Raw genomic sequence first — 26,848 nt, 5'->3', positions numbered from 1 at the left:
TCCAAATATTCTAAACGTTAATAGATGGGAGAAAGTTTCATAATAGATCGAAATTTGTAAATAAAAAGCACCTGGTCCTCGGCATTTGCCGATGTTCCAGGTGCTCTAACTCTAATTAGAAACGGTTACCTCCGTTTAAGCCGCCAGCTTGCGAAGTCTCAGCTTCTTCACGACGATGCCTTGCGAAGGTGAGAAGAGCAGCGCTATTGCGAACAATACGCCGGCCGCGCATACGATACAGCCGGCGATCGATGCATCCATTATTTTAGCCGAGAAGTATCCAACTACTGTGCTTGCAATGCCTACTCCGATGCTTAAACCGATCATCATGCCTAGACGCTCCGTTAGCAAGTATGCCGTAGAAGCCGGGATGATGAGCAGTCCGACGACGAGAATCGCGCCGACGCTCTCGAACGAGCTTACCGTTGCCATCGATACGAGGCCCATGAGCAAATAATGGAAGATCGCAACCGGTATGCCGATAGCGGCGGCAAGTGCCGGATCGAACGCGCATAGCTTGAACTGCTTATAGAACAGGCTGATTACGGTCACGATTACGATCAATGTGAAGCCTAACAACCAGACTGCCCGAGGTCCCATATTGACACCGCCAAGCTCCCAGATGTTCCAATGCACATAAGCAATCTCCCCGTACAAGATTGCATCCTGATCCAAATGCACTTGGCGCGCGAACAAGCTGACGAGTACAACCCCGACTGCGAACAAAGCGGTGAACACAACTCCGATTGAAGCATCCGACTGGATACCGCTTTGCTGGAACATTTGGATGAGGAAGGTCGTTAGCAGACCAAATACGAGCGCCGCGAACATCATGAGCAACGAATCTCTCGAGCCGCTCAGCAGGAAGGCGATAACGATACCCGGCATAACGGAGTGGCTTATTGCATCTCCGATCATAGCCATTTTTCGAAGAACTAGGAAGACACCTAATATTGCGCAGCAGCTTGCGACGAGCGAACCCGTCAATAGTATCCAAAAGTCGCTCATACCGCTGCCTCCTTCTTCGTGCTGTCATGAATCGTAATCTCGCGTTCCTGCGCGAACCGTTCTTTCGCCCGTTGGCGCATCAACCGCTTCGCCACCAGGCCCCGCTGCGGTCCGAACAGGATCGATAGCACGAATACGACCGTAGCCGCGAGTACCGTTACCGGTCCAGTCGGCAAGTTCGATACCGATGCGCTGAAAAGTGTGCCGATCGCTCCGCTTGCCGCGCCGAATATACCGGATAGGATGACCATTAAGCTAAGCTTATTCGTCCAATATCTGGCCGATACGGCCGGCGTAATGAGCAGAGCCGCTACGAGCACGACTCCGACCGCTTGAATGCCCGCTACAACGGCAACTACCATCAGCAGCATAAGAAGCTGTTCCAGCGCGGCTACCGGGTAACCGAGACCTCGTGCAAAGCCTGGATCGAATGAAATAAGCTTAAATTGCTTGAACAGCAATGCGCAGACAGACAGCAGTACGACGCAGACGATGGACATCGTAATGACATCGGAGCCGATCATCGATGCCGCCTGGCCGAACAGAAATTTATCAAGACCGGCTTGGTTGCCATAATTGCCATGCTGAATAACAGTTAGAAGCACGATTCCGAGGCCGAAGAATGAGGACAAAACAATGCCCATCGCAGCGTCCTGTTTCAGCTTCGTATGACGCGTAATATAGCCGATACCGAATGTGGCCACTACGCCTGCTAGACCTGCCCCAATGAGAAATAAACCAATCGACTTAATACCCGTCAGCATGAACGCGATACAAATACCGGGCAAAGCCGCATGCGCAAGCGTATCGCCCATTAGGCTCTGCTTCCGCAAATAGGAGAAGCTGCCGATAACACCGCTGCTTAGACCAAGGAGCGTACAGCCGAGAAAGATCCATTGCATGTTCGGGTCTGTAATCATCGACCAAATGTTAGCCATCTGCTACACGCCCTTTCCGTTAGATGCAGTCGGCAATGGAAAGCTGCGGTCAAGAAAGGCCAGTCTGCCACCGTAAGTACGCTGCAGCTGATCCTGCGTGAACACTTGATCGGTAGGTCCGTAAGCTTGCAGCTCCACATTAAGCAGCAGCACCGAATCGAAATAATCTTGAACGGTTGCAAGATCATGATGGACGACGACAACGGTCTTGCCTTGGCGCTTCAGCTCTTGAAGCAGCGTAATAATCGCTTTCTCCGTTGCGGCGTCGACACCTGCGAACGGTTCATCCATGAAATACAGCTTCGCATCCTGCGCCAACGCTCTTGCAAGGAAGACACGCTGCTGCTGGCCGCCGGACAGTTGGCTGATCTGACGATCGGCGAAGTCGGCCATGCCGACCTTGCTCAGACATTCAAGCGCGATTGCTTTCTCCTTCGCGCCTGGTCGGCGAAGCCAGCCGAGATGCCCGTATCGCCCCATCATAACGACATCAAGCGCATTCGTAGGAAAATCCCAGTCGACCGATTCCCTTTGCGGCACGTAACCGATGAGCTTGCGCTGCTCTTTATACGGCTTGCCGTATACGAGCACCTCGCCGCCAATGCTCGGTATGAGCCCTAGCGTAGCTTTCATAAGTGTCGACTTGCCGGCGCCGTTCGGTCCGATTACGCCAATCAGCTCGCCCTCGTTAATTTCGAAGGTTACGTTCCGCAATACTGGTTTCTTCTGGTAAGCAACCGTCAGTCCGTTCACGGACAACGGGGATGGTGCTGATACGTGCGCGGTTTGCTTAGTCATGGCTTTCGTAAGGCTCATATTTATCACTCACTTTCGWTCCATTAGTTTCTTATTCTTATTTCAATGCACTTACAATCGTATCCACGTTATGCTTCACCATGCCGATATAAGTGCCGTCCTCTGTTCCCTCATCGCCCATCGCATCGGAATACAATTGGCCGCCGATCTTCACGTCATGGCCAAGCTGACGAGCGCCTTCAATGACTGATTCAATCGACTTCTTCGGCACGCTTGATTCGATGAACACGGCCTTAATCTTGTTTTCCACCAAGTAATCCCGAAGTTTGCTGACATCCTTGGAGCCGTATTCAGACATCGTATTCATGCCTTGCAAACCCGTGACAGTTAACCCGTATGCTTCGCCAAAGTAGCCGAAAGCGTCATGCGCCGTCACTAGAATTCGTTTGTCCTCCGGTATGAGTGCAATTTGTTCCTTCGCGTACGCATCAAGCTTCTCCAGCTCCTTCAAATAATCGGCAGCGCGCTGTTTGTAATCATCAGCGTTGGCAGGATCTTTCTCGACCAGCGTATCGCGAATGACCTCGGCAGCAGACATCCATAGCWTCACATTGAACCATATATGCGGGTCATGCGAACCGCTGCCCTGTGCCGGATTCGCGTGCAGCTGTTCCTCTTTCAAGTAAGAGGATACGGCAACAGTCGGCTTACGCTTCTCGAGCTGTTCGAACATCTCCGCCATCTTGCCTTCCAGATGCAGGCCGTTGTAGAAAATGATATCCGCGTCATCAAGCTTCTTCACATCGCCTTGCGACGCTTTGTATAGATGGGGATCGATACCCGAGCCCATTAAGCCGATAGCATCGACATGGTCGCCGCCGATCTGCTTGACGACATCCGTAATCATCCCAATCGTCGCCGTCACCTTCAGCTTGCCTGCGCTCTCCCCGCCTTGATTAGTAGTAGAGCCCCCGCATGCCGATACGGCAAGTGCCGTTATGGACAGAAATATAATCGTCATAATGAACCTTCTAATTGCTGAATTGGATTTGGTATGCTTGCGCATGATGTTCCCTCCCTTTCGTGTTTGGAAAATCGAATTTTGAATTTTGTGATTTTTTAATTTAAATGGTTGCGTCTTCACCTTATCGTCAACGGACAAGTTTCCCTTGCGAACATTATTTGACCTAGAGAATATTATTTAGCTTAGTGCCTCTTTTTTTATAATACACAAAAATGTTTCTCTAGTGCAACATTTATTTTTATCAAGCTCATCCTGGCTTTACTAATGAGTCAGTCCGCTCATTAGCTACGCCAATTAGCGATCGTTACATAAAAAGCAACAGTCGTCCTCTTACACCGCTTTAGCCTGCACATAATCCCATTCAAACCGTCATCCTTTAGATATGATCACAATTTATATGATTTTTCACACAAGACCAGTTAAACAAGATGTAATTGTAAAAACTTATACGATTTATCATACAAAAGTGGTTACTCCATCCACGCAGCCGATGATTTTATACGATTTTTCGATCAAAGACCTTGATTTGACCTATCCGTAAGGTTGGTTTATACGATATATCGTACAACTATTGGTTAGTTACCGTTAATCGACAGCCTCTGGAATCCATACAAAACGAAAAAACTGCCCCTTTCACATCCAATCGATGGATGGAAAGAGACAGCTTATACGCTTATTATTTATCTTATTCCGCCGCAATGCCGGCCGTACCGTCAGCAGTATTGCCAGCATCGGCACCTTCTACCGGAGTCCCGCCAGTGTTAGCGGCAGTCTTCTTCTTAGGCACGCCGTACAACCCAACCTCTTCATCGTAAGCGTCGAAGATTTGACGCGCGATCGGCGATGCGCCGTAGCCGCCGAAGCCGCCGTCAGGCACAACAACCGCAACCGCTAGCTTCGGCTTGTCGGCAGGCGCATAAGCGATGAACACCGCGTTCTCCGCGCGGCGGGTAGCGACATCCTGCTCGGAGGTACCGGTCTTCCGTCTATAGGTGTAATCGACGCCCTCGAAGCCTTCCGACTTAACTTCGGACATGCCCGCTTCGATTTCTTTCCAATATTGCTCAGGAATATCGATCGTGTTCAGGATCTCCGGCGTGAAGCCTTGAATGACGTTGCCATCCGTGTCTTTGATTTCGTTCACGAACTGCGGTTTCATCCGCTTGCCGCGATTGGCAAGCATCGCCACATATTGGACGAGCTGAAGTGTCGTATATTTGCCCTGCTGTCCGAAGGATGCATAGATAAGCGCGGACTGCGAGCTTCCGTTCTTCGATTCTTTGAAGTAATCAATAACGCCTTTCGATTCATTCGGCAAGCCGCTGCCGGTCAATACACCGAGACCGAACTGCTTCATGTAATCGTCCCAAATTTCGATGCTGCTCTTACCATCTACATTGCCGCGCATATACAGCTTGTTGCCTACCATCGCCGCCATGAACGGGTTAGACGATTTCGCAATTGCGCTTGCACCGTCGAGGCTGCCGTATACGTGATTCAAGGAGTTTTTAATAAAAGTCTCATAGCCCTCCCGTCCGAAAGAGAATACCCCCTTATCCGGATACCTGGTCGTCGTTGTGAATAAGCCCTCGTTAAGTCCAATCAATACAGACAACGGCTTCATCGTCGAGCCCAGATTCAGAATAGACGATGGATGATCGTTTCTTTCCTCCACCGTCTTGTAGTCGCCGTATACGGTCGAGATTGTGCCGTTCGACAGTCTATTGCCGATATTTTCATAATCCTCATTGCTGATTCTTCCGCCTGACCAAATATTCGGATCGTAATCCGGCATGCTCGCCATGGCGACAACCTTGCCTGTATCGACCTCCATCGCCACGGCATAGCCAGTTCTCGCATATTCAGCTCGCTCGTATAAGTTGGACGACGTCGATATCTTTTGGATATGATCGGTAATGGCTTGCTCCGTCTTCAACTGCACATTTTTATTGATCGTCAGAATCAAGTCCGAACCCTTCTGAGGGTTCGTAATTTCCATTGGACCAATAATAATCCCTTTATTATTGACCGGATACGACTTCAGACCGTTCGTCCCGCGCAATATGTCCTGATACATCATCTCAATGCCGCCGAAGCCCACGTCTTCCTCTTCCAAATACTTGAGTGTCCGGTCGGTAATCTTCATTTTCTCCCTATAAAATTCGCTATCCAGCCGCACACCGCTATACTTCTTCAAGTAGCCGACCAATTGCACGGCGATCGTACTCTTGTCGTAGTTGCGTATGCTCTCCTCCATAATTTCGATGCCTATGTAGGAGCTCTTGTTTTCCATCAAATATGCGATCTCCTCGTTCGTTAGGTTCGCCTTAATCCGCCTTGGCGTCGAAATAATATTTCGTTTGGATCCCAAATCCATCTGTCGGATAATATCGCCCACCGTCATCGCCGAAGCGGGATCACCGTATTTGCTGAACACTTTGTCCAATTCCATCGCCATCTGCTCTGCCTTAGCAATCGTATCTGCCTCCTTGGGCTCCGGCTGCAGGCTGTAATAAAGCGATTGCGTTGAAGTCGAATAAGCGATCGGATGACCGGTAGAATCGTAAATATTGCCCCGAATAGGCGGCATCGCATCGTCGCGCATCCCTTTCTTCAGTCCTTCCGCAGTGAGCGTCGGACCCTCCACGAACTGCAAGACAGCAAGCTTGACAATTAAGATGCTAAATAAAACAAAGGTAAGGAAAAAAAACAAATTAAGCCGGAATGAAAATTGACGCCTGTTCGCTATTTCCCGTTGTTGCGGATCGTCCTGCAGTTTTTTCACCTCATTATCTTCCATGTGTACCATCCATTAGGAAATAACGAATTCTAAATGAAAAAGGTTGCAATAAAAACTGCCCTTCTCGCATCCGTTCGATGGATGGAAAAGGACAGCTTCGTATATTCATAATCGTTATTCCGCCGTATTACCTGCCGTGCCGTCAGCAGCATTACCAGCATCGGCACCTTCTACCGGAGTCCCGCCAGTGTTAGCGGCAGTCTTCTTCTTAGGCACGCCGTACAGCCCAACCTCTTCATCGTAAGCATCGAAGATTTGACGCGCGATCGGCGATGCGCCGTAGCCGCCGAAGCCGCCGTCCGGTACAACAACCGCAACCGCTAGCTTCGGCTTGTCGGCAGGCGCATAGGCGATGAACACCGCGTTCTCCGCGCGGCGGCCGGCTACGTCCTGCTCGGATGTACCGGTTTTCCGTCTGTACGTGTAATCGACGCCCTCGAAGCCTTCCGACTTAACTTCGGACATGCCTGTTTCAATCTCTTTCCAATATTGCTCAGGAATATCGATCGTGTTCAAGATCTCCGGCGTGAAGCCTTGAATGACATTGCCGTCCGAATCCTTGATTTCATTCACGAACTGAGGCTTCATACGCTTGCCTCGATTAGCAAGCATAGATACATATTGGGCGAGCTGAAGCGTCGTATAACGCCCCTGTTGTCCGAAGGAAGCGAATATAAGCGCGGACTGCGAGCTTCCGCTCTGCGCCTCCTTGTAATACTCGATAATGCCCTTCGATTCATTCGGCAGTCCGCTGCCCGTAAGAACGCCCAGACCGAATTGCTTCATGTATTCGTCCCAAATCTCGACGCTGCTCTTGCCGTTCACATCTCCGCGCATGTACAGCTTGTTCCCGATCATCGCTGCCATGAATGGGTTAGAGGATTTAGCTATGGCGCCAGCGCCGTCGAGACTGCCGTATACGTGGTTCAAGGAGTTTTTGATAAAACGCTCGTACCCCTTCCGGCCAAACGAGAACACACCCGTATCCGTATACCTAGTCGTCGGAGTGAACAAACCCTCATTAAGTCCGATCAACACGGACAACGGCTTCATCGTCGAGCCAGGCGGCAAAATAGACGACGGGTGGGAGTTGCGTTCCTTCTCCGTCTTATAGTCGCCGTATACGGTCGAGATCGTACCATTCTGCAGCCTGTTGCCGATATTCTCATAATCCTCGTTGCTAATTCTTCCGCCTGACCATATATTCGGATCGTAGTCCGGCATGCTCGCCATGGCGACAACCTTGCCCGTATCGACCTCCATCGCTACCGCATAACCCGTCTTGGCATATTCGGCGCGCTCATAGGAGTTCGACGACTCCGATATTTTTTTGATATGGTCGGTAATGGCTTGCTCCGTCTTTAACTGAACAGTTTTATTGATCGTCAGGTAAAGGTCCGAACCCTTCTGCGGGTTCGTAATTTCCATCGGTCCAATAATAACCTCTTTGTTATTAACCGGGTATGACTTCAGTCCGTTCGTTCCGCGCAAAACGTCCTGATACATCAACTCGATACCGCCGAAGCCGACATCTTCCTCTTCCAAGTATTTAAGCGTCGCATCGGTAATCTTCATCTTCTCGCTATAGAACTCGCTGTCGAGCCGCACCCCGCTATATTTCTTCAAGTAGCCGACCAATTGTACGGCAATTGAGCTTTTGTCGTAGTTGCGGATACTTTCCTCCATAATGTCGATACCTTTGAAGTTGCTCTTGTTCTCCATGAAATAGGCGATTTCCTCATTCRTCAGGTTCGACTTGATCCGCCTAGGCGTAGAAATGAAATTTCGTTTAAACTCCAAATCCATCTGCCGGATAATATCATCTACCGTCATGGCCGAAGCCGGATCGCCATACTTAGTGAACACTTTGTCCAGTTCGACCGCCATCTGCTTTGCCTTCTCAACCGCATCGGCCTGCTTCAGCTCCGGCTGTACGCTGTAATACAGCGATTGYGTCGAAGTCGAATAAGCAATTGGATAGCCTGTCGAGTCGTATATATTACCCCGAATAGGCGGCATCGCAACGTTGCGCGTTCCTTTCGCGGCCCCTTCTGCGCTAAGCGTCGGACCTTCTACGAACTGCAAGATCGCAAGCTTCACGATTAAGACGCTAAATAATACGAATGTAACGAAAAAAAACATATTAAGCCGGAATGAAAAATTACGTCTGTTTACGATCTCCCGCTTTTGCGGATCGTCTTGCATGCTTTCACCTCTTAATCATAAATATGCCATTCATTATATCGCAGCAGCTTCTCTAATATGCGTCTGCTCAAAGCCTGGGGAATTGAACCAATCACCGGAAGAGGCCCATGTAGCATCAAGCGGAATCCAATTGTCGTCGCCATCGCCAATGTTCACTTCATTCCAAGCATGCGGTCCGAAGCCGCCGCTTCCATCGGCTCCAAGCCCCGTCACGACTCTCACATCGAGCCCTGCCGTACGTGCCATCACGGCATACAGCCTTGCTGTATCAATACATACGCCTTTGCGCGTTGCGAACGTGTCAGCCGGCGTCTGTTCTTTCCATATGCCCCGCTCGACGTAATTGTTAGCTTTGTCCCAATCATACTCAATGCGTGAACCAAGCCAATCATATAGAAGACGTGCCTTCGCCTCGTTGTCGTTCCCGTCCTTCGTTACGAATAGAGCGGCCTCAGCGATATCATCCGGTACGGCATAGTCGATAATCTCGTATTTGCGCTGCAGGATTTGGCGGAACTCCGCCTCCACCGCCTCAGCAAGCACTGGGCCTTGACCCTCCAGCATATCGCCTGCAACCGGAGCAAGCATCGCAGCAGCCTCTCGATACAACGGTGATTCGGCGATCTTGTCTGCGTACCAGCCATTAGGGATTAACGAAACATAGACGAATAAAGTTGCAATGAAAAGAAAAGATCTTCCGGCACCATGAACGGCACCAATAATTGCACCTGTAGCCTTGCTGGCATAACGGCGTCCAGGAAGCTCTTCCATTACGCCGCTGCTATTCCTCTCCCGTATGATGCTGCTCCATGCATAACTGAACAGCGGCTCGGCGAAGCTGGCAATCACTCTGAATATCAAGTAGATAATTAGGAAGAGCATCCCGTACCTTAGCAGCGCGAAATCTCTCAGGCCTGTCAGCAGCGTAAACCACGCTTGCTGCGCACTTCCGAGTTCATGTGCCGGCACTACAACGGTCCGGGTGAGCCACCTCGCAACTTGAGGAGAAGCCCAGCCTGCAAGTTGTCCAGCGATGACAAGTCCCGCTATCGCCACAACGCCCTCCCATACAAAAAAGAAAAGACGCTTCGCTGATCCCGACGCGCCCCTCTTTATCCCTTGCAATAATGAAACAAGCAATAGCAGGAGAGCAATGATCGCTACGGGCTCCAGCTCATCGAACCGCAACATCCAATCGAACATAATCTCTCCTTTCATGAAGCCTTACCGGTATTAGGCTAATATACATCCCCAATATTAACGGAGAATGAATTAGCCGTTGTTCTTCGCTTGATCGATAAAGGCTTGTATCGCGCTATCTACCTCGATCGTTATCTTCGGGGCGCCGCGGAAGGATACGGTCACTTCATTGTCGCCGGGTTTGCCGTTAAGCTCTAGGTTCTTGGTCTTGATTGTATACGAGCCGTCCGCGTTGCTAATGAATTCAGCATCCTTCGCATCGCCCGCCATCGCAGTCATCATTTCTTGCTTCGCGCTGTCAACGACCTTCGTGCTGATCACTTTCAGATCGTCCATCGTATAGCCGCTATAAAGAACGACGCCGATGACGATAACCGCGACAATCGCCCATTTCACGACCGTCTGCACAATTCGAACGATTAGAAGCAGCACGACAATCGCGATAACGAGCACGAACCAGTTGTCTTTGAAAAAAGATGTCCATGTGTCTACGTCATACGCTGAAAAATCTAAAAAATCCATTCGATCCCCTCCATTATACCTCGTACAAAAAGCTATTACAAAACATTATACCCTACGTCCTATATACCGTAAACGCTTCCTTCCACTTTAGCCAGACATATCCTGTCCATTAATGACGTACAAGTAGTTAGTAAAGAGAATGAGCAAGGAGGATAACGGAGTGAAAACTGCCATCTGGCTCTATTTATTTTTGTTTGTCGCGTTCTTCGATTTGCATGCGCAATACCCGATATTGACGCCGTTCGCCATCTCGCTTGGCGCAGCGCCCTCCTTCATCGGACTTATGATGGGAATGTATTCGATCACTCACCTGCCAGGCAATCTCATTGCCGGCTACGGCGTCGATCGATTCGGAAGCCGCTTATTTATTGTTTTCAGCCTCCTCGCGGCAGGCATTATACTCCTCTTTCAATCGCATGTGACTGACCCTTGGCAGCTGCTCGTGCTTCGCTCCATTAGCGGATTCGTGCTCGCTTTCCTGTCGCCTGCCTGCCTGGCGCTGCTGGCGCGCCTGTCGAACAATATTACCGAGCAAGGCAAGCTAATGGCCGGCAACGGTCTCGTCCATACGCTCGCATCGGTCGTCTCGCCGGCAGCGGGGGCGTATCTTGTCGCGAAGATCGGCTTCACGACCGCTTTCACGGTGCTTGGCTGGTTGCTGGTTATAACAGCTGTATGCGCYGTCTTCTTCATCAGTGACAAGCGTATGAATGTCGCTCCTCTGCCTGTCAAAGCAAGCTCCGAGAGCGGAAGCAAGAAGCCGAAGACTGCGCAGCAGCCGCTTGGCGAGGGTACGCCGATCCCTTGGCTCGTCTTCCTGCTGCCGATTGCGACCAGCTGCTCGCAAGGTATATTGTCGTTCGAGCTTCCGCTCATGGCGAAATCGCAGGCATCCATAATGACGACAGGACTGCTGTTCTCCGTCGTCAGTATCGGGGCGCTCATTACGCTCAGCATGCTGTTCCTGAACCGGATCTCAGCTTTCCAACGAACTTTATGGGGGGCATTCATGTTAGCCGTCGTCTACTTCTGCCTGGCGGCTGGTGTCCCTGCTCCGTTCACTATGATGCTGCTGCTGATAGGCATGGCTAAAGGCATTATTCTGCCAGCGTTATCGACGCTGTTAATCGAGTTAAGCGGCGGCGCCAGATACGGCCGCACGTTCTCCATACTGTCAATTGCCTTCTCCGTCGGCGCTTTCATCGGGCCGATGGCCGCAGGCCAGCTGCGCGATCAGCTCTCGCCTTATTTCATCGCTTTCGTCGCTCTCATGCTCGCCGTCGCTGTATTGCCGTTCTACAATTCGAGAATATTAGCTTCTCGCACCTATTTTTCATAAAACTGGGTATTCGCACACGGCAATTGTTCCCTCCGCACATAGGATACATTATGTCAAATGACTATGCCGGCATGACAGAAGCCGATAAGCGAGGCTATCATGAGGGCTGAGAGCATCATTGACCTCTACCTATGAAAGAGGGGTGAATAATAAGATGTCTGGACATGTTGAATCAACTAGCCGGGGCATTGGGCATCACGGCAACAACAACATTGCAACTATTCTGGTCTTGTTTATCTTGCTCGTAATTATAGCGTGTGCTTGCATGTGGTAATGATCCATTACCAGCAAGCGAAGAGGCGGCCCTGCAATAAGCAGGCCGCCTTTATTTTCGCACGAAAGTAACTTAATATAGGGTGGACAAGCTAAGACAGAGGTGATTATGATGGATGTTGCCATTATTGTAGAAGGTAAAAACGACAAAAGCCGTCTGAAACGGGTGCTAACCGAGGACGTTCCCATTTACTGCACCTATGGGACGCCAGGATCGGAGCAGCTTGAGAAGCTGCGTAAGCAAGCAGGCGACAAGCAAATATACATATTTACCGATAACGATGCTTCGGGCAAGCGCATTCGCGGCTTGCTGCGCGATCTGTTCCCGGATGCCGAGCATATTTATACGCGCAAGGGCTATCCCGGCGTTGAGCATACACCCGAGGATTATTTGATCGAGCAGTTAGAAAAAGCGGGCCTCGATGCGCATATTGTATATCCTGCGCCGGGTCCCGCTTTACAGTGGAATAAGGACGAGTTCTAATTACGCTGCTGCTGCTGTATCTTCTACAGCAGCTTGTTCAGCTCGCCTAATATTGTATCTGATGTAACATTCTCATCGCTGCCGTTAATCCATTTGCGGATTTGGCCGTCTTGATCGACAATCGTAATGACGTTCATATGGGCGAACGAGCCGTCTTCCACCTTGGCTACGCTCACGCCGAAGTCTCTTGCGAGCTTGATCGTCTGCTCCTCGTCATCGCCCCGCAGGAACTTCCAACCGTTCGGCTGGGCGAAGTTTCTCTCCGCGAATGCTTTGATGACCTCAGGCGTATCCCTCACCGGGTCGAACGTGATCGATATCAGTTCTGCCTTCGTTCCGAGCTTACCGGATTTTTCCAGCTTTTCTTGAACCTCCGACAACAGGAAGGTCGTCGGCGGACAAACGTCCGGACAATTCGCGAAGTAGAAGTAAACGATTCTCGCTTTGCCGTTCGTCGATTCAAGCGATACTTTGTCACCGCTGTCCACATCGGTCAATTCGAAAGCAGGCGCTGCCATCTCGATCGGCAGCGGTGCTTCCGGCTTAATCACATACGTAAACAATAAATAAATGCCCATTGCCGCGCATAACGCGAGTACTGCAAGTTTAAAACTGTGCTTTTTCAAAAAAACCATCTTCGCATCACCTTCGTCTTCTATCTTATATTAGGTCAATGTCGTATTCGCGATCATCGCGATGAACACAACCATCAAATAATTAACCGAAATAAGGAAATTCGCCTTCGCCCACTTCTCCGTATCTTGCGCTGCCGTGCCACGAAGCGTATGCACGAGCCATACAACGCCGCAAAGAATGGAAATAATCAAGAAATAAATGCCCGCATAACCGTAAGTATAGAGCAGCACGCAAGTTGGAAGAAGGAGCAGCACATACGGAATCATTTGAAGCTTCGTCCGCTTAATCCCTTTCACAACCGGAAGCAACGGGAATCCCGCCTCGCGATATTCTTCTACCCTTCTTATCGCAAGCGACCAGAAGTGAGCCGGCTGCCATAAGAATAGGAACGCGAACAGAATCCAAGCTCCGGCATCCACCTCGCCCGTTACCGCGCAATAACCGATAACCGGAGGCATGGCGCCTGATATGCCGCCAATCGACGTACTCCATGTCGAGCTCCTCTTAAGCCACATTGTATAGATGACAATATATACGAACCAGCCCAGCAATCCGAGCCAGCCTGTAAGCGGACTAACGAGCACAAACAGTACAGCTAGTCCAACTGTGCCCAAAATAATTCCGTATGCAAGCACGGTTCCCGGCTTCATTCTGCCAGTCGGCAGCGCCCGGTCCTTCGTTCTTTCCATTTTCAGATCAAGCTCACGGTCCCAATAGTTGTTAATGACGGTCGCTGAAGCTATCGTCAGCGTCGAACCGGCCAACATATAAATAAGCAGCAGGAACATCTCCATATCGAAGTCCCATTTGGAAGCTACGATAAATCCGCCTAGAGCAGCAAAGATATTAAGCCGAAGCAGCCGCGGTTTTGTTAATGCAATCAAGTCCTTCAGCACAAAGCAAAGCCTCCCGAGTATGCGACAAGACGCAACTAGCGCCTATCATTCATTGATGAATCGTTCTTAATCATACCGAAAAACACTCTCAATGACAATGTTCGACGGTTTTGTTCATGAATTCGCCACTCAAATTGTGACAAATCTTTTGTAACCAATTCGCCCAGCGCTCAATACAATGGGTATGTAGTTTGATGCCTATAAGGGCCCAGCGCGCATCAAACCGTTTGTGACAGTAGTCAGTATGCGAAGGGAAGTGAACGACCTAAGCCTATGGCCGTTATTAAAACGAATTCCGAGGAAACGAAAATGTTAGCCCGGCTTATGCGTGCGGAAGCGGAAGGCGAAGGCGAGCTTGGCATGCTTATGGTCGGCAATGTCGGCGTCAACCGAGTACGCGGCAATTGCTTGGATTTCAAAAACATTCGTTCGATCCCGCAGATGGTGTTCCAAAGTCCAGGCGGCTTCGAAGCAACCCAGAAAGGTTATTTCTATCAGGCTGCACGAGACAAAGATATTCGGTTAGCTGAGCGAATGATCAACGGGGAAAGACAGCACCCGGCGTCGAACGCGCTTTGGTTCTTCCGTCCTGCGGGCAATTGTCCGAATACGTGGTATGACCAAGGCAACAGCGGCCGCTACAAAGCACATTGCTTCTTCGTTCCGACGCGCGGCGATTGTCCAGCCGTTTATTAACGTTTATCTTGCGTAAACGGCAATCGCTACGCACGAACCGTTAACTGCGTCTTTGCGCAGCTCGGTTCTGTGCCGTAACAGTTACCGTTTCGCGCTGAAATATAAGCACACGAAAGCGAGGAAATCTCGAATGTCCAACGGTTATGGGTACAAAACAGCAGTAAGCCCGGCGAATACTGGTGCTTACGGGTACGGGTATGGCGGCTACGGCATGCAAATGCCAACGACGCTTCCGGCTCAGCAAGGTAATCAAGCTTTCCCTCTTCAAGCGATGGCTAATCAAGCGATGCCTATGCAGGCAATGGGTAACCAACCCATGCCACTCCAAGCAATGGGCAATCAAGCGATGCCGCTTCAAGCGATGAAGGCCCAGTCGACGATGCCGCCAGTAGGCGTGCCTAGCGGCGCAATCGTAACACCATCTGGCGGTAATATCGTATCCCCATTCGTAGAAGAGTCGTATGTGGAGAACATACTACGCCTGAACCGCGGCAAAATGGCTACTTTCTACATGACCTACGAGAACAATAGCCAGTGGAATGCGAAGATTTTCAAAGGCGTCATTGAAGCGGCTGGACGCGATCATATTATTATTAGCGATCCAACGACGGGTATGCGCTACTTGCTGCTGACGCTTAACCTGGACTATGTGACATTCGATGAGCCAATCGCTTACGAATATCCGTTCCAAGGCGGCGTAGTCAGCTCGGCGACTCCGCTCGGACGCTAAGACTGTACAGAGGAGAAGGCCGGCTTGAACGTCCATATATGGAACTTGCCGGCGCCGCCCTCGATCCAACCTGTGATTTGAGACCAAGAAGAACGCTCGCTGCAGCGTTCTTCTTTGATTTGCTCGGCTTGTTCGGCAGTATTCGCTGACCATAACTCGACGAATAGATGGTGCTGATCTGTTCCTTCATATATATGGACGCAATCATTGTCCTTTAGCAAAGCTTGCGTATAACTCAAATAGGTTTCTCGATGCTCGGGTTTAATGCGATATTCAGCGAAACAGATGTACATAATACGTCATACTCCTTTGTCGATTAGATCATAATAACGAATGAACCATAAATGACTTCGCATTACACAACAGGGGGCTTCCAATGGATACAGGTACACATCTCGTTATGGGGATCGGACTGGCAGGACTCGCTGCCGTCGATCCTGTCGTTGCCGCTAATCCATCGATTCAGACTGCCGTTCTGCTTGGTACAATTGCCGGCTCTCAGGCGCCTGATCTTGACGGTCTGCTACGATTTAAAGGCAACGCCGTCTATATTAAAAACCACCGCGGCGTATCTCACTCCTTGCCGGCCATCGCCATTTGGACCATTCTTATTACGGCCGTCCTTCAGCTGCTTTACAGAGGTTCTCTGCCTTGGCTGCACATCGGCGGCTGGGTGCTGTTAGCCGTTTGCGTCCACGTCTTCACCGATTTATTCAACACCTACGGCACCCAAGCGATGCGGCCCTTTACCGATAAGTGGATTTCGTGGAACATTATTCACATCTTCGACCCGGTCGTCTTCACGACCCATATCATTGCTATTTTACTTTGGGCTGCGGGTCTCGTAAATCCCGCACTGCTGTTCCCGTTGCTGTATTTGTTCACCGCTGTCTATTTTGTATGGCGCACATTCGTTCAGCGCGGCAAGATCGCGTTACTTCCCAAACTGGACAAGGAGCATAAGAAAGGCGACTCCTACATTGCGATTCCGACCATATCGTTATCGATTTGGAACGTAGTCAAGGAGGCTCATGATGGCAGCTTTGTAATTGGTACGCTGCACGGCGGCAAGCTGAGATGGCTCGACCGCGTCAGATGCTCAGATCACCCGGCTGTAGCCTTGTCCAAGAACGAACCTGCTATCCGTTCCTTCCTCTACTTCACCAGCTTCGCATGCGCGGATGTTCGCGAGCATAGCTGGGGCTATGAGGTACGATGGTCGGATGTTCGCTACCGGCATCGCAAGCAGTATCCATTTGTTGGCGTCCTACTCATGAATCAGAAGTACGAGACGATCGGCTCCTATGTCGGCTGGCTTAGCGACGAACGGCTTATGAAGCGTCTTCGAATGGATACGTATTAATATTGATTGTAGCCTGCCCCTTGCTGCATAATAGAAGGGGCTTTTGTTTTTGGCTTTTTGCGAAAACCGTTTAAGAAGAAACGCCTGACGGCGTCTTTTCTATAGACGCCATCGTTTCGTCGAAACGTATAGAAAAAGTAGGAGCAAACTCATATACTTTCCTATACGTCAAGCGTAAACGGCTATCGCCGTCCTTTGGCGGCGTAAGCTAACGTTTCGCGGTGAAATATAGGCATAAGGATAAGAGTAAAACTTATACTTTCCTATATTTTAAATAAAAAGGAGCTCAAGGTTTCCCTTGAACTCCATTTGATCCTTGTGTATTAAAAGCGCTTAACGGTAGCCGCCAGAAAGCTGTTGTTCAGCAATTTGGACTAGCTTTTTCGTGATGTAGCCACCAAGGGAGCCCGCTTCACGAGTTGAAATGTTACCGTAATAGCCATCTGCCGGGATTTGTACACCGAGTTCTTGTGCCGCTWCCAACTTCAGTTGATTAAGAGCTTGACTTGCTTGTGGAACGATCAGTGTATTGCTTCTGCTTCCTGCCATGAGGTATTTCTCCTTTCGTCTCCTGCGCTTGATTGTGTGGTGCAAACTTATTATGTGCACAAAAAGAGAAACTATGCTCTATCCCCCAAAAAAATATGATCAAAGTTTGTGAAGGAGAGAATAACGTCATGTCTAAGCAACTATCCTTGTTTTTCGCCGTCGTATCCGTCATATGGATGAGCGCAATGGCTATATCCATCAGTCATAGCGGCTGGCTAGTACTATTGTTCGGTCTGCTATGGCTGTTCACGACAGGTGCCGGTTTTATCGTTAAGGCGCGCATGCGCCGTAAGAAACAACAAGGCTGAACGCCATCTGGCGTCAGCCTTGTTGCTTCTTCCTATCGTTATCCGCTAGCCGCGCGGGCGAAGGAAGCCCATTAGATCCTTCGCATCTGCTAGCGTGCGGGAAGCTACTTCAGACGCACGCTCAGCACCTTGCTTCAAGATATTATGAATCTCGCCTGAATTGCGAATATCGTGATACTTGTTCTGCAACGGCTCAAGCACGGACACAACATGCTCGGCCAAATCCTTCTTGAACGGTCCATAGCCTTGCCCCTCGTAACGCGCTTCGATCTCTGCAATGCTCATGTTCGCGCAGTGCGAATAGATCCCAATCAGATTGCTGATCTCCGGCTTATTCGCCGGGTCATATTTCACTTCGCGACCGGAATCGGTTGTTGCTCGGCTAATTTTTTTGCGGATGACATCCGGAGGATCGAGCAACGCGATGAAGCTCGCCGGATTCGGATTGCTCTTGCTCATCTTCTTGCTTGCATCGTCAAGCGACATGATGCGCGCGCCTACCTTCGGAATATAAGGATCTGGAATCGTAAAGTACGAGCCGAAGCGCGTGTTGAAGCGATGCGCCAGATCTCTAGTCAATTCCAAATGCTGTTTCTGATCGTCGCCTACCGGCACAAGATCCGCGTTATACAGCAATATATCAGCAGCCATTAGCGTCGGATACACGAACAAGCCCGCTCCGACGGATTCTTTTCCTGACGACTTATCCTTGAATTGCGTCATACGCTCCAGCTCGCCCATATTGGCAAGCGTCGTGAACAACCATCCGAGCTCTGCATGCTCGCGCACATGAGATTGAACGAAGACCGTTGCCTTCGACGGGTCGATACCCGCAGCGATGAAGAGCGCCGCTACCGCTTCGGTCTGCTCTCTAAGATTAGCGGGATCCTGCGGCACGCTGATCGCATGCAAATCCACGATCATAAAGAAACATTCCTCGGAATGCTGGAGCTTCACGAAGTTTTGCAACGCTCCGATATAGTTTCCGAGTGTTAGCTGTCCGCTTGGCTGAATGCCGGATAGTACTTTTTTCAAATTCAACTCCACCTTTCTATGGCCATCATCTTTATCGATATAAGGGTTCGAAAAAACGCAAAAAAACCCTCGCCGCAAGGGACGAGAGATCGTGGTGCCACCCTAATTCGTCTGCGCCGCCCGTCACCCTAATGCAGGGGCGAATGCCGCACAAACCTTAACGCTCAGTAACGGTGAGCATCCGGATGAACATTTTCGGCAGAGCTGCAGCTACCGGTTCCGCACATCGGCTCCGGGTTCCATTCAGCTTCGAGGTTTGCACCGGTTCGCAGCTACCACCGGCTCTCTGCACGCAATTCGCCTMAAGCTTACTTGTTCCCATCATCGCATTTAAACTGATTATACTCGCGCTGACATGAATGTCAAGAAGCCATGCGCTCATACGCAAACGTTTGAAGCTGGCGGCAAGACGCCAACAAGAAATAAAGTTGTCCTATAGCCAAAATTGGGAGCATATGCTATATTAAGTCGTATAATCGTAATCATTACTATTAAAGGAGAGAGACGCACCGCATGCTTAAATGGATATTCCGTTTCGGAACGCCGCTTCTCGGTGTTGGCAGYCTGATTATGCTAACCCTGATCGTCACGAATCGCGAGCTGCCGACGGCCATCTTCACGGAAGCTAACTTCCAGTCGTTCAAAATATTGTTCATTAGCATCATATTGGAAGCTTTTCCGTTCATCCTGCTCGGCGTACTCTTCTCAGCGCTGCTGCAAGTATTCGTAACGGACGAGCTCATTCAGAAATGGACGCCAAAAAATCCGGTTGCCGGCGTGCTGTTCGGCGCATTGCTCGGCCTTCTGTTCCCATTGTGCGAATGCGGTATGATTCCCGTCGTCAGACGTCTGATCCGCAAAGGGATGCCCGCGTATATCGGTATCGTATACTTGCTCGCCGGCCCTATTGTGAACCCTATCGTATACACATCTACATACACCGCGTTCCGTACGACGCCGGAGATGGCTTTCGCCCGGATGGGACTAGCTTTCGCAGTATCTTTCATCATCGGGTTGCTGCTTTACAAGTTCATGAAGAGAAGCCCTCTTAAAGCAATGCCTCGGCAAAACCATGAGCATTCAAACACCCATGACCATGAACATCAACACGGCCATGCTCACCATCACCACCATAGCCACGAGCACGAGCATGGAATTGGCGGCAAAGGCTTCCGCTCCAGAATCTCATCCACGATGGCTCACGCATCCGACGAGTTTTTTGAGATGGGCAAATATTTAATATTCGGCGCATTGCTTACCGGAATCATCCAAACGGCTGTCGATCGCAGCACGCTTGCCGTATTCGCTGAGCAGCCCGTATTTTCATACGTGTTCATGATGGGCTTCGCTTTCATCTTATCGATATGCTCCACATCCGACGCTTTCATCGCTTCTTCCTTCAGCGGCATTTTTGATTTCGGCCCGTTGCTTGCCTTTCTCGTATTTGGTCCGATGATCGATTTGAAAAACACGCTTATGCTGCTGTCGACATTCCGCATTAGAATCGTGCTCGCTCTTATCGCATTAACAGCCTCGCTTACTTTCATAGGGGCTTGGTTAACGGAGGTATTCATATGATCCACCATTTACTGCGCGCAACTATACTAACCGGCTTTGCCTTTTTTATCGTTTATTTGTTCCAGACGGATGAGATGACGCTATATATCGCCCCCCGCATGGAACTGTACGTGAAGCTGTCGGCCATCGGCTTATATGCCGCAGCGATCTATCAAATATATGCTGCCCTTCAGAAGCGCATGGGCAAGCAGGAAGTCGACTGCGGCTGCGAGCATGACCATGAGCCTTCGCCTTCCATTGCCAAGAACACGCTCATTTACGGCTTATTTCTCCTGCCGCTCGCGCTCGGTTTTCTAGCACCGACCGGGACGCTTGGCAGCGCCCTCGCAGCTAAGAAAGGCGTCAGTTTATCGGGAAGCCCTTCGTTTGAACGGGCTGACCTGATAACTGCGCCTGTACCTGAGGTTGACCCTGCGCCAATATCGGAAGAAAAAATGCTCGATGCGCTATTCCCTTACGACGAATATACGATCGACCATGCGAATTATGGGAAGATCCTCTACTCCCTGCCTGCGATAGAAGTACCCGAGAAACAATTTATCGAGACGCTGACGACGCTTGATTTGTACCGGGAAGCTTTCTTAGGCAAGGAAGTCGTCCTTTCAGGCTTCGTTTACCGAGAAGATGAAATGGGCAAGGATCGAATCGCGGTCAGCCGCTTCGCCATGAATTGCTGCTCGGCCGATGCCTTGCCTTACGGGCTTATGATTGAATGGCCCAAAGCTAACGAGTATGCCTCAGACGAATGGGTATCCGTCAAAGGAACGCTTAAGACGACCAGCTACATGGATAATGAGATCATTACGCTTGAAGCTACGAAGATCGAGCGAATCGAAGCGCCGGCAACTCCATATGTGTATCCGGATCTGGAGTTTGCTTACTAGACCGCTTTTCGCTGGAAATAGGTCCAGCCTACCAGCCCGAATACGCAGAAACCGCCTACTATTACGATAAACAACGTTTCCATCGACATGTTAAAGGCGCCGAACCCGTAATCGTCGCGTGGCAGCATGGMCAGCATCGGCTGCGCCCACGGATAATAAGGTCCGTATTGCGATGAATTGACGATGAGAATGTTCGGCAGCGTCAATACGACATTAACCGCGAGCGGTGCAGCAAAGCTCTGGAACGCTATCGATACGAATAGCTGCAGCGCCGCGAGCGGCAGGCATGCGACCCAGCCGCCAAGCATCGATCCAAGCAGAATAGACCATGGAATATCGCCGCTGAATCCCTTCATGAAGCCGAGCAGCAGGATGAACAATAGCAATAGAAGCTGAGTTACGCCAACAAGCAGCATGACCATTCCCAGCTTGACGGCGTACACCCCCGTTCTCGATACCGGGAGCGACAGCATCTGCTTCCAGCCCCCGCCGACATGCTCATACCTGCACACGAGTGCGGCGAATATACCTACRAGCAGCGGCAGGAACAGCATGGCATGCAGCGCGGATGCTATCGACAACACCTCTACCCATGGAAATTGTACTCCCTTCTCCAAATCCACTATGCCGATAACTGCCACGAACAGCGGACTGACAGCTGCAAGCAGCCATACAACCGATCGTCTAAGCTTCATCCATTCCGACCGAATCATGCCGATCATCACCTCACATCCTTTCTAACGAACTGATACATGCCGAGGAGCAAGACGATGAGCCCTAGCGCCAAGCCCGCTCCTACCGAATACAGCGGCAGATTCCAAGCATTAATGAGGTACGGCCATTTCCATGGCATCCAATCGGGAAACTGGGACGCGAACATGCCCGCAATCATACCGATAATTCCGACGGTTAACGGCAATGCCTGGTTGTGTATAATAACCGATAGCCCTACTTGGAGAGCAACGAAAGGCATGATCGCAAGGAACGGGTAATATACGGTCGTCATCAGATCGACAATCGGCATTCCCTCTACGCCAAAACCGAGCAAAATGCCCAGAGCAACGGTGAACGGAACAAGCAGTGTGCTAGAGCATAACAGCAATATGGCCGTTACCGCGAATTTACCGAAGAAAATCCTCGCTTTGCCTACTGGAAGCGCCATTGTCTRCTTCCATGCATTCATCTGATGATCAATACCTGCCGTCATGGAGGCAAGAATCGTTAGTCCAATGAACAACGTAGGCAGCATGAGCATAGATACATTATGAATTAATCCGCCCCATAGATCTTCAGCATATATTTGGGTCAAATAATCGTAGCGGAGTCCGAAGTTGACCGCTTGCAGCGCAATTACACCGAACGGCCCTAATAAGACAAGCAGCCAGACGAGCTTCCTCTTCAGCTTGAGGAATTCGACAGACATAATGCGCAGCATCATAAGCTCCCCTCCACTCCTGTCATATCGAGGAAAATGCTCTCCAGCGATACTTTCTCTTCTTCCACGCGGAATACTTGGTGATGCCCGCCAACGAGTCTTGCTACGATTGCGGCTATTGCCGCATTATCCGTCTCCGCGACCGTAAGCTTGCCCTCGTCCAGCGAAGCACTAACCCCGCTTGCGCTTAGCAGCTCCCATGCGGCTTCCGGATCATTTACACCAAGACGGATATGTCCCTGCGCACGCTCGCGCAGCTTCTCAATCCGATCCTCGTAGATCAAGCTGCCCTTTGCAATAATGCCTACTCTTGTCGCCATCTGCTCAATCTCAGACAACAAGTGACTGGAAATTAGAATCGTAACCCCATGCGACTTCGGCAAGCTCTTAATCAACTCGCGAATTTCCAAGATGCCTGCTGGATCAAGACCGTTCGTCGGCTCATCGAGCACCAGCAGCTCAGGATTTCCTAGCAACGCCGTCGCAATACCAAGCCGTTGCTTCATTCCAAGCGAGTACCCTTTGACAGGGCGCTTCGCATCCTTCGTCAGCCGGACGATCGACAGCACCTCGTCAATCCGTGACTTAGGCGCATTTAGAAGTCGTCTTACCGCCTCCAAGTTCTCAATCGCATTCAGATGCCCGTAATACGACGGATATTCAACGAGCGATCCGACTTTGCGCAGGATTTCTAGACGATCCTTGCTTATGTCTTTGCCGAAAATGCGGACCTGTCCTCTAGTAGGCTTCGCCAATCCGAGCAACATGCGGATCGTCGTTGTTTTCCCTGCACCGTTCGGGCCGAGAAAGCCGTATATATCGCCGCGTTCAATTCTCAGATTAACGTCCTTAACGACGGGCTTTCCGCCTAATTTTTTCGTAAGCCCTCGTGTTTCCAATATCATTTCTTTATTCGTTGTCATTGCCTATCACCTCTGTAATCATCTTAAAGGCGTTAGGTTAAGACAACAGGAGCGGCAAGGTTAAGTTTTGTTTAAAAAAACAAGAAAAACCGTCAAGGAGAGTCCTCCTGACGGTTCGATACAGAACCAGCAATATGAATTATCGTTCCCTCGCTGCTGCTTGCGATCTCGCTGAACAGTCCCATCTCCTCCAGCATCAAGGAAGCGATCGCAAGACCGATGCCTGCGCCTCTCTCCTCAGACGTCTCATTCATTCCCGGACCATGATCCGCTATTGTCAAAATTCCGCCTTGCTCCTCGCTTAATCGAAGCGCAACATAACGCCCCGACTGCGCATGACGCAGCACGTTCTGAAAGTAGTTGTCGAGCACTCGCTCCATCCATTCGGGATCGATGTGCCAATACACAGGTACATCCGGCAGGTTGATATCGATGTCAAAGCCTTGCTGCTCGAACGCAGGATACCAGCCAGCAATCGATGCTCTCGCCATCCGGACTATATCAATCCGCTCCGGACGGTACGGATATTTACCTGACTCCAGCAGTGTGAAAGAAAGCAGATTCTCGATCAATTGGCTTACATATTCGATCTTCCGATCAATTAATTGCAGCGATTGCCGACCTACCTCGGACAGTGTCTCCTGCTTTAGGCCGAACGCATGCGCTCTTATCGCAGTAAGCGGCGTCCTTAGATCATGAGAAAGCCTTGCGATCAGCTCTCGCCTAAGTCCCTCCTCATTCGCCTCGCGCTCGCGGCTCGCCTCGAGCTTGCTCACCATCTCATTAAAGGCTACTTCCAACTGGCCGATTTCATCCGGCTTGTTCGTGGCGACAGGAGCCGGTATGCCGTTGTTCGCAGGAAGCGACATGGCCGCTTGCAGACGAACGAGCCTCTTGCGAATGCCGTTGAAAAAAAGGACTGAAATAAATAAAAAAACCGCTAGCACGATCGTTAAAACGATAAGGTACATCGGTAATATCGACTTGGAAGCACTGCCCGCGCCAGATTGCATGAGCACCCTAGGCACTTTGAATACTATAAATCCTTCCGAGCGTGTATCCCCGATAAAAGCTACAATCGTGAAATCCTCTCTGCCTACGCTATCTTTCATGAATTGAACGGTGTACGAAGCGCTCCACTGCGCAGGCAATCGTAATTGCTCGTTCACTGGGAGCTGTAGCTTCGTACGACCGCTGCCATCCACCCAAAATAAAGTCGATTCTGGATACTCCGCTTTCTTACGAATAAGCGCTGCATCAACTTGCTCTGGTGATTGTCCGCTCAGTCTTGCCGCTTCGTCATGCCACATCGTCTCCAATTGGTTTCCGTCGCGGTATAGTCTCGACTCCATCGTATCCGCAATCTTGCCTCCCCCTTGTAAGAAGACGATCACCGACACGACGGGCAGCGATATTGGAAGCAGCATCACCGCGCACAACACAATTAACATGTAACGCGAAAGCAGTGAACGCTTCAAGCCCATCTTCCGCGAATCGTTGCTCAGCCTGTTCATCGCTTCACCCGATAGCCGATCCCACGAATCGTCTCTATAATAAGCGGATTGCTTGGATCGAGCTCGATTTTCTCGCGAAGATACCGGATGTGAACCATAATCGTCTTGTCGCCATCTATATACGGATCTCCCCATACTGCCTCATATATTTGTTCCTTTGTAACAATGCGGTTCAAGTTGTCGAGAAAATAAAATAAAATTTGGAGCTGCTTCGGAGTCAGCGGTATTTCGTCCCCGGTTCGTCCATCGTACACGGCCTGCAGTTGCGGCTTAATAACCAAATGACCAATCGCCAGCTCAAGCTCGATCGGTTGACCGTATCTGCGCAGCAGTACATCCAGTCTTGCCGCAAGCTCATCGGGATGGAACGGCTTCGTCAAATAATCATCCGCGAAGCGAAGACCCTGCAGCTTATCGTCTACTGCTGTTCTTGCGGATAACATAAGGATCGGCACCTGCGGTGCTTCCTTCTTCAGCCGTTGCCCGATCGTGAAGCCGTCAAGGCCGGGCAGCATGACGTCCAGCACAACAATGTCGGCACTGCCAACACGATCCACAGCAGTATCGCCTGTAATCAGCCAATCTACCGAATATCCGCGCCGCTCCAAATCCTCCTTGACCCAAGCTCCGATTTCCTTGTCGTCTTCTATATAAAGCACCTGTTTCATTAACGGATATAACCTCGATTCCGAGCATGATTGTATTTATCATAGTCCAAGGCTTCCCCTAAAGTGAAGTTAAATTTCGTTTAAAAAATAAGGGGCCGCCTGCGTGTGAGCAGACAGCCGAATTCGCCATTATTGCCATTCTCGCAGATCATGCTGCTTAGGAACGAAGCGGGTATTCCAATTGGCCATATTGTAATTAGACTCGTAGAGGATACTTGCAGACCAGGAACCGGCGCTAGGCCGAACAGAAAAGTCATACATGATCTCGCCATGCGTCCAATCTCTGCGAAACTTAAGCGCCTCAATCGCCATTTTACGAAATTCTTGCACCTGTAATAACGTGAGTCCTTGCCCTTGGCTTTCGAACTTGCCGTTCCTGCTTTCGATCGGGTGATGCCTGAGACCAAACTTGCCAACTGCATTATTACGAATATGAATCATTACCGTTCCTGCTGCAGCGTTCGTGAGCTCCCCCTCTAGTTTACGAAATACAAAATCGATTTGACGGGCGAGTGGCATAGAATCCAATTCCATACAAACATTCCTCCTTATTAATTATTGTAAAATTTTATATGTATAGTTCTCAAGGCATATTATATATGCGCATTGTCCCTATTACAAGATAAAATTTGATAAAATATTACTATTTATGATTCAATTCGACTATTGATCGCAGATCTAAAAGAAGTATTCATTTTCTGATTTAAACAAAAAGTATTTTTTCCCATTAAAGGCATTTTAAAGATAGTTCGATTATCCTGATTTAGATCATATGTAATTATTGATTACACTTGTCTAATTCTCTTTAAATGGTATCATTTTCTAATTTTTCATTCACCGAAAATAGGTTTAGTATTTTCCGAACAACATTTTGCGCTTATTACAATGGGTAAAAAGGATTCATTTCGTAATCGACAATTATAGACCTTATTCGATAGCGGTGCTATAATATGGATAATCTAWTAAAAGGAGCGCTTACATTATGAGCCAATGGTACTATTCGTTATCCGTACGAAATAAACTTTTGATTACGGTTTACTTCAATTTATTGATCTTTGCTATTGCAATGCTGCTTATATTGCAG

The 26,848-nt window shown here is 49.8% G+C and carries 27 protein-coding genes and 1 other annotated feature; of the genes, 8 read left to right on the top strand and 19 right to left on the bottom strand.

Features of this window, described 5'->3' with window-relative positions:
- Window positions 1–135: 135 nt before the first annotated feature.
- The 8 genes from AB4Z33_RS19580 to AB4Z33_RS19545 all read right to left on the bottom strand — a co-directional run bounded on the left by AB4Z33_RS19580 (window position 136) and on the right by AB4Z33_RS19545 (window position 10,453).
- Window positions 136–1,008, bottom strand: a complete 873-nt coding sequence (locus AB4Z33_RS19580) for a metal ABC transporter permease (protein WP_442051515.1) — start codon at window positions 1,006–1,008, stop codon at window positions 136–138.
- Window positions 1,005–1,946, bottom strand: a complete 942-nt coding sequence (locus tag AB4Z33_RS19575) for a metal ABC transporter permease (RefSeq protein WP_442051514.1) — start codon at window positions 1,944–1,946, stop codon at window positions 1,005–1,007. Before AB4Z33_RS19575 ends, AB4Z33_RS19580 begins: the two co-directional genes overlap by 4 nt.
- A gap of 3 nt (window positions 1,947–1,949) precedes the next feature.
- Window positions 1,950–2,744, bottom strand: a complete 795-nt coding sequence (locus tag AB4Z33_RS19570) for a metal ABC transporter ATP-binding protein (RefSeq protein WP_442051513.1) — start codon at window positions 2,742–2,744, stop codon at window positions 1,950–1,952.
- Between the two features lie 55 nt (window positions 2,745–2,799).
- Entirely contained in the window at window positions 2,800–3,768 is a 969-nt protein-coding gene (locus AB4Z33_RS19565) for a metal ABC transporter solute-binding protein, Zn/Mn family (protein ID WP_442051512.1), read from the bottom strand.
- 643 nt (window positions 3,769–4,411) lie between these two features.
- Complete coding sequence (locus tag AB4Z33_RS19560; protein WP_442051511.1) at window positions 4,412–6,526, bottom strand: peptidoglycan D,D-transpeptidase FtsI family protein; 2,115 nt, start codon at window positions 6,524–6,526, stop codon at window positions 4,412–4,414.
- Between the two features lie 114 nt (window positions 6,527–6,640).
- Window positions 6,641–8,731, bottom strand: a complete 2,091-nt coding sequence (locus tag AB4Z33_RS19555) for a peptidoglycan D,D-transpeptidase FtsI family protein (RefSeq protein WP_442051510.1) — start codon at window positions 8,729–8,731, stop codon at window positions 6,641–6,643.
- 33 nt (window positions 8,732–8,764) lie between these two features.
- A complete protein-coding gene (locus AB4Z33_RS19550; protein WP_442051509.1) occupies window positions 8,765–9,934 on the bottom strand; it encodes a transglutaminase domain-containing protein in 1,170 nt (389 codons plus the stop codon).
- A gap of 69 nt (window positions 9,935–10,003) precedes the next feature.
- The gene (locus AB4Z33_RS19545) at window positions 10,004–10,453 is read right to left on the bottom strand and encodes a hypothetical protein (RefSeq protein ID WP_337098117.1); all 450 of its coding nucleotides are present in this window, start codon (window positions 10,451–10,453) and stop codon (window positions 10,004–10,006) included.
- Between the two features lie 160 nt (window positions 10,454–10,613).
- On the opposite strand from AB4Z33_RS19545, the gene AB4Z33_RS19540 reads away from it, so the two are divergent.
- Entirely contained in the window at window positions 10,614–11,792 is a 1,179-nt protein-coding gene (locus tag AB4Z33_RS19540; protein WP_442051508.1) for an MFS transporter, read from the top strand.
- 385 nt (window positions 11,793–12,177) lie between these two features.
- On the top strand, window positions 12,178–12,549 hold the full coding sequence (locus AB4Z33_RS19535; RefSeq protein WP_442051539.1) for a toprim domain-containing protein: 372 nt from the start codon (window positions 12,178–12,180) through the stop codon (window positions 12,547–12,549).
- Between the two features lie 23 nt (window positions 12,550–12,572).
- Here AB4Z33_RS19535 and AB4Z33_RS19530 read toward each other — a convergent pair whose 3' ends face one another.
- Complete coding sequence (locus AB4Z33_RS19530; RefSeq protein ID WP_442051507.1) at window positions 12,573–13,175, bottom strand: SCO family protein; 603 nt, start codon at window positions 13,173–13,175, stop codon at window positions 12,573–12,575.
- Between the two features lie 39 nt (window positions 13,176–13,214).
- Window positions 13,215–14,081: a heme o synthase gene (gene cyoE / locus AB4Z33_RS19525; RefSeq protein WP_442051506.1), complete on the bottom strand. Its 867-nt coding sequence runs from the start codon at window positions 14,079–14,081 to the stop codon at window positions 13,215–13,217.
- Window positions 14,082–14,354: 273 nt separating this feature from the next.
- On the opposite strand from cyoE, the gene AB4Z33_RS19520 reads away from it, so the two are divergent.
- Window positions 14,355–14,777: a cell wall hydrolase gene (locus tag AB4Z33_RS19520; protein ID WP_442051505.1), complete on the top strand. Its 423-nt coding sequence runs from the start codon at window positions 14,355–14,357 to the stop codon at window positions 14,775–14,777.
- A gap of 130 nt (window positions 14,778–14,907) precedes the next feature.
- A complete protein-coding gene (gene gerQ / locus AB4Z33_RS19515; RefSeq protein WP_442051504.1) occupies window positions 14,908–15,507 on the top strand; it encodes a spore coat protein GerQ in 600 nt (199 codons plus the stop codon).
- Here the strand turns inward: gerQ and AB4Z33_RS19510 are convergent.
- On the bottom strand, window positions 15,504–15,800 hold the full coding sequence (locus AB4Z33_RS19510) for a hypothetical protein (RefSeq protein WP_442051503.1): 297 nt from the start codon (window positions 15,798–15,800) through the stop codon (window positions 15,504–15,506). The genes gerQ and AB4Z33_RS19510 overlap by 4 nt on opposite strands.
- 83 nt (window positions 15,801–15,883) lie before the next feature.
- On the opposite strand from AB4Z33_RS19510, the gene AB4Z33_RS19505 reads away from it, so the two are divergent.
- Complete coding sequence (locus tag AB4Z33_RS19505) at window positions 15,884–16,870, top strand: metal-dependent hydrolase (RefSeq protein WP_442051502.1); 987 nt, start codon at window positions 15,884–15,886, stop codon at window positions 16,868–16,870.
- Window positions 16,871–17,203: 333 nt separating this feature from the next.
- Here AB4Z33_RS19505 and AB4Z33_RS19500 read toward each other — a convergent pair whose 3' ends face one another.
- Window positions 17,204–17,419, bottom strand: a complete 216-nt coding sequence (locus AB4Z33_RS19500) for a small, acid-soluble spore protein, alpha/beta type (RefSeq protein ID WP_442051501.1) — start codon at window positions 17,417–17,419, stop codon at window positions 17,204–17,206.
- Between the two features lie 128 nt (window positions 17,420–17,547).
- Here AB4Z33_RS19500 and AB4Z33_RS19495 point away from each other — a divergent pair, with 128 nt between their 5' ends.
- Window positions 17,548–17,727 (top strand): DUF5325 family protein, encoded by a 180-nt coding sequence (locus AB4Z33_RS19495; RefSeq protein WP_442051500.1) that lies wholly within the window; start codon window positions 17,548–17,550, stop codon window positions 17,725–17,727.
- A 45-nt stretch (window positions 17,728–17,772) separates the two neighbouring features.
- Here the strand turns inward: AB4Z33_RS19495 and trpS are convergent, their stop codons facing one another.
- Entirely contained in the window at window positions 17,773–18,762 is a 990-nt protein-coding gene (gene trpS / locus AB4Z33_RS19490; RefSeq protein ID WP_442051499.1) for a tryptophan--tRNA ligase, read from the bottom strand.
- Window positions 18,763–18,836: 74 nt separating this feature from the next.
- Window positions 18,837–19,096: a binding site (T-box leader), on the bottom strand.
- 179 nt (window positions 19,097–19,275) lie between these two features.
- On the opposite strand from trpS, the gene AB4Z33_RS19485 reads away from it, so the two are divergent.
- Window positions 19,276–20,340 carry a permease gene (locus AB4Z33_RS19485; protein WP_442051498.1) on the top strand — a complete coding sequence of 355 codons (1,065 nt, stop codon included), beginning with the start codon at window positions 19,276–19,278 and terminating at the stop codon, window positions 20,338–20,340.
- Window positions 20,337–21,224, top strand: a complete 888-nt coding sequence (locus AB4Z33_RS19480) for a TIGR03943 family putative permease subunit (RefSeq protein ID WP_442051497.1) — start codon at window positions 20,337–20,339, stop codon at window positions 21,222–21,224. The genes AB4Z33_RS19485 and AB4Z33_RS19480 overlap by 4 nt, the downstream gene beginning before the upstream one ends.
- On the opposite strand, the gene AB4Z33_RS19475 is transcribed toward AB4Z33_RS19480, so the two are convergent.
- The 6 genes from AB4Z33_RS19475 to AB4Z33_RS19450 form a co-directional block, all read right to left on the bottom strand.
- Complete coding sequence (locus tag AB4Z33_RS19475) at window positions 21,221–21,946, bottom strand: ABC transporter permease (protein ID WP_442051496.1); 726 nt, start codon at window positions 21,944–21,946, stop codon at window positions 21,221–21,223. The two genes, AB4Z33_RS19480 and AB4Z33_RS19475, sit on opposite strands and share 4 nt — an antisense overlap.
- Window positions 21,946–22,662, bottom strand: a complete 717-nt coding sequence (locus tag AB4Z33_RS19470; RefSeq protein WP_442051495.1) for an ABC transporter permease — start codon at window positions 22,660–22,662, stop codon at window positions 21,946–21,948. Before AB4Z33_RS19470 ends, AB4Z33_RS19475 begins: the two co-directional genes overlap by 1 nt.
- Complete coding sequence (locus AB4Z33_RS19465) at window positions 22,659–23,582, bottom strand: ABC transporter ATP-binding protein (RefSeq protein ID WP_442051494.1); 924 nt, start codon at window positions 23,580–23,582, stop codon at window positions 22,659–22,661. Before AB4Z33_RS19465 ends, AB4Z33_RS19470 begins: the two co-directional genes overlap by 4 nt.
- A 92-nt stretch (window positions 23,583–23,674) precedes the next feature.
- Entirely contained in the window at window positions 23,675–25,033 is a 1,359-nt protein-coding gene (locus AB4Z33_RS19460) for a histidine kinase dimerization/phospho-acceptor domain-containing protein (RefSeq protein ID WP_442051493.1), read from the bottom strand.
- Window positions 25,034–25,092: 59 nt separating this feature from the next.
- Complete coding sequence (locus AB4Z33_RS19455; RefSeq protein WP_442051492.1) at window positions 25,093–25,764, bottom strand: response regulator transcription factor; 672 nt, start codon at window positions 25,762–25,764, stop codon at window positions 25,093–25,095.
- Between the two features lie 129 nt (window positions 25,765–25,893).
- A complete protein-coding gene (locus AB4Z33_RS19450) occupies window positions 25,894–26,298 on the bottom strand; it encodes an O-methyltransferase (RefSeq protein WP_337098136.1) in 405 nt (134 codons plus the stop codon).
- Window positions 26,299–26,848: the final 550 nt, after the last annotated feature.

This window comes from Paenibacillus sp. 2TAB19, assembly GCF_052115185.1.
GTDB lineage: Bacteria > Bacillota > Bacilli > Paenibacillales > Paenibacillaceae > Pristimantibacillus.
The sequence above is the reverse complement of the archived record's forward strand: the minus strand, read 5'-3'. Positions and strand labels throughout refer to the sequence as shown.

Excerpts from the sequence above, each read along its gene's own strand:
- AB4Z33_RS19570 (WP_442051513.1), bottom strand. The coding sequence starts at position 2,744 with ATGACTAAGCAAACCGCGCACGTATCAGCACCATCCCCGTTGTCCGTG.
- AB4Z33_RS19560 (WP_442051511.1), bottom strand. The coding sequence starts at position 6,526 with ATGGAAGATAATGAGGTGAAAAAACTGCAGGACGATCCGCAACAACGG.
- AB4Z33_RS19465 (WP_442051494.1), bottom strand. The coding sequence starts at position 23,582 with ATGACAACGAATAAAGAAATGATATTGGAAACACGAGGGCTTACGAAA.
- AB4Z33_RS19575 (WP_442051514.1), bottom strand. The coding sequence starts at position 1,946 with ATGGCTAACATTTGGTCGATGATTACAGACCCGAACATGCAATGGATC.
- AB4Z33_RS19450 (WP_337098136.1), bottom strand. The coding sequence starts at position 26,298 with ATGGAATTGGATTCTATGCCACTCGCCCGTCAAATCGATTTTGTATTT.
- AB4Z33_RS19455 (WP_442051492.1), bottom strand. The coding sequence starts at position 25,764 with ATGAAACAGGTGCTTTATATAGAAGACGACAAGGAAATCGGAGCTTGG.
- AB4Z33_RS19505 (WP_442051502.1), top strand. The coding sequence starts at position 15,884 with ATGGATACAGGTACACATCTCGTTATGGGGATCGGACTGGCAGGACTC.
- AB4Z33_RS19460 (WP_442051493.1), bottom strand. The coding sequence starts at position 25,033 with ATGTTAATTGTGTTGTGCGCGGTGATGCTGCTTCCAATATCGCTGCCC.
- AB4Z33_RS19480 (WP_442051497.1), top strand. The coding sequence starts at position 20,337 with ATGATCCACCATTTACTGCGCGCAACTATACTAACCGGCTTTGCCTTT.
- AB4Z33_RS19550 (WP_442051509.1), bottom strand. The coding sequence starts at position 9,934 with ATGTTCGATTGGATGTTGCGGTTCGATGAGCTGGAGCCCGTAGCGATC.
- AB4Z33_RS19510 (WP_442051503.1), bottom strand. The coding sequence starts at position 15,800 with ATGTACATCTGTTTCGCTGAATATCGCATTAAACCCGAGCATCGAGAA.
- AB4Z33_RS19495 (WP_442051500.1), top strand. The coding sequence starts at position 17,548 with ATGTCTAAGCAACTATCCTTGTTTTTCGCCGTCGTATCCGTCATATGG.
- AB4Z33_RS19545 (WP_337098117.1), bottom strand. The coding sequence starts at position 10,453 with ATGGATTTTTTAGATTTTTCAGCGTATGACGTAGACACATGGACATCT.
- gerQ (WP_442051504.1), top strand. The coding sequence starts at position 14,908 with ATGTCCAACGGTTATGGGTACAAAACAGCAGTAAGCCCGGCGAATACT.
- AB4Z33_RS19520 (WP_442051505.1), top strand. The coding sequence starts at position 14,355 with ATGGCCGTTATTAAAACGAATTCCGAGGAAACGAAAATGTTAGCCCGG.
- AB4Z33_RS19535 (WP_442051539.1), top strand. The coding sequence starts at position 12,178 with ATGGATGTTGCCATTATTGTAGAAGGTAAAAACGACAAAAGCCGTCTG.
- AB4Z33_RS19580 (WP_442051515.1), bottom strand. The coding sequence starts at position 1,008 with ATGAGCGACTTTTGGATACTATTGACGGGTTCGCTCGTCGCAAGCTGC.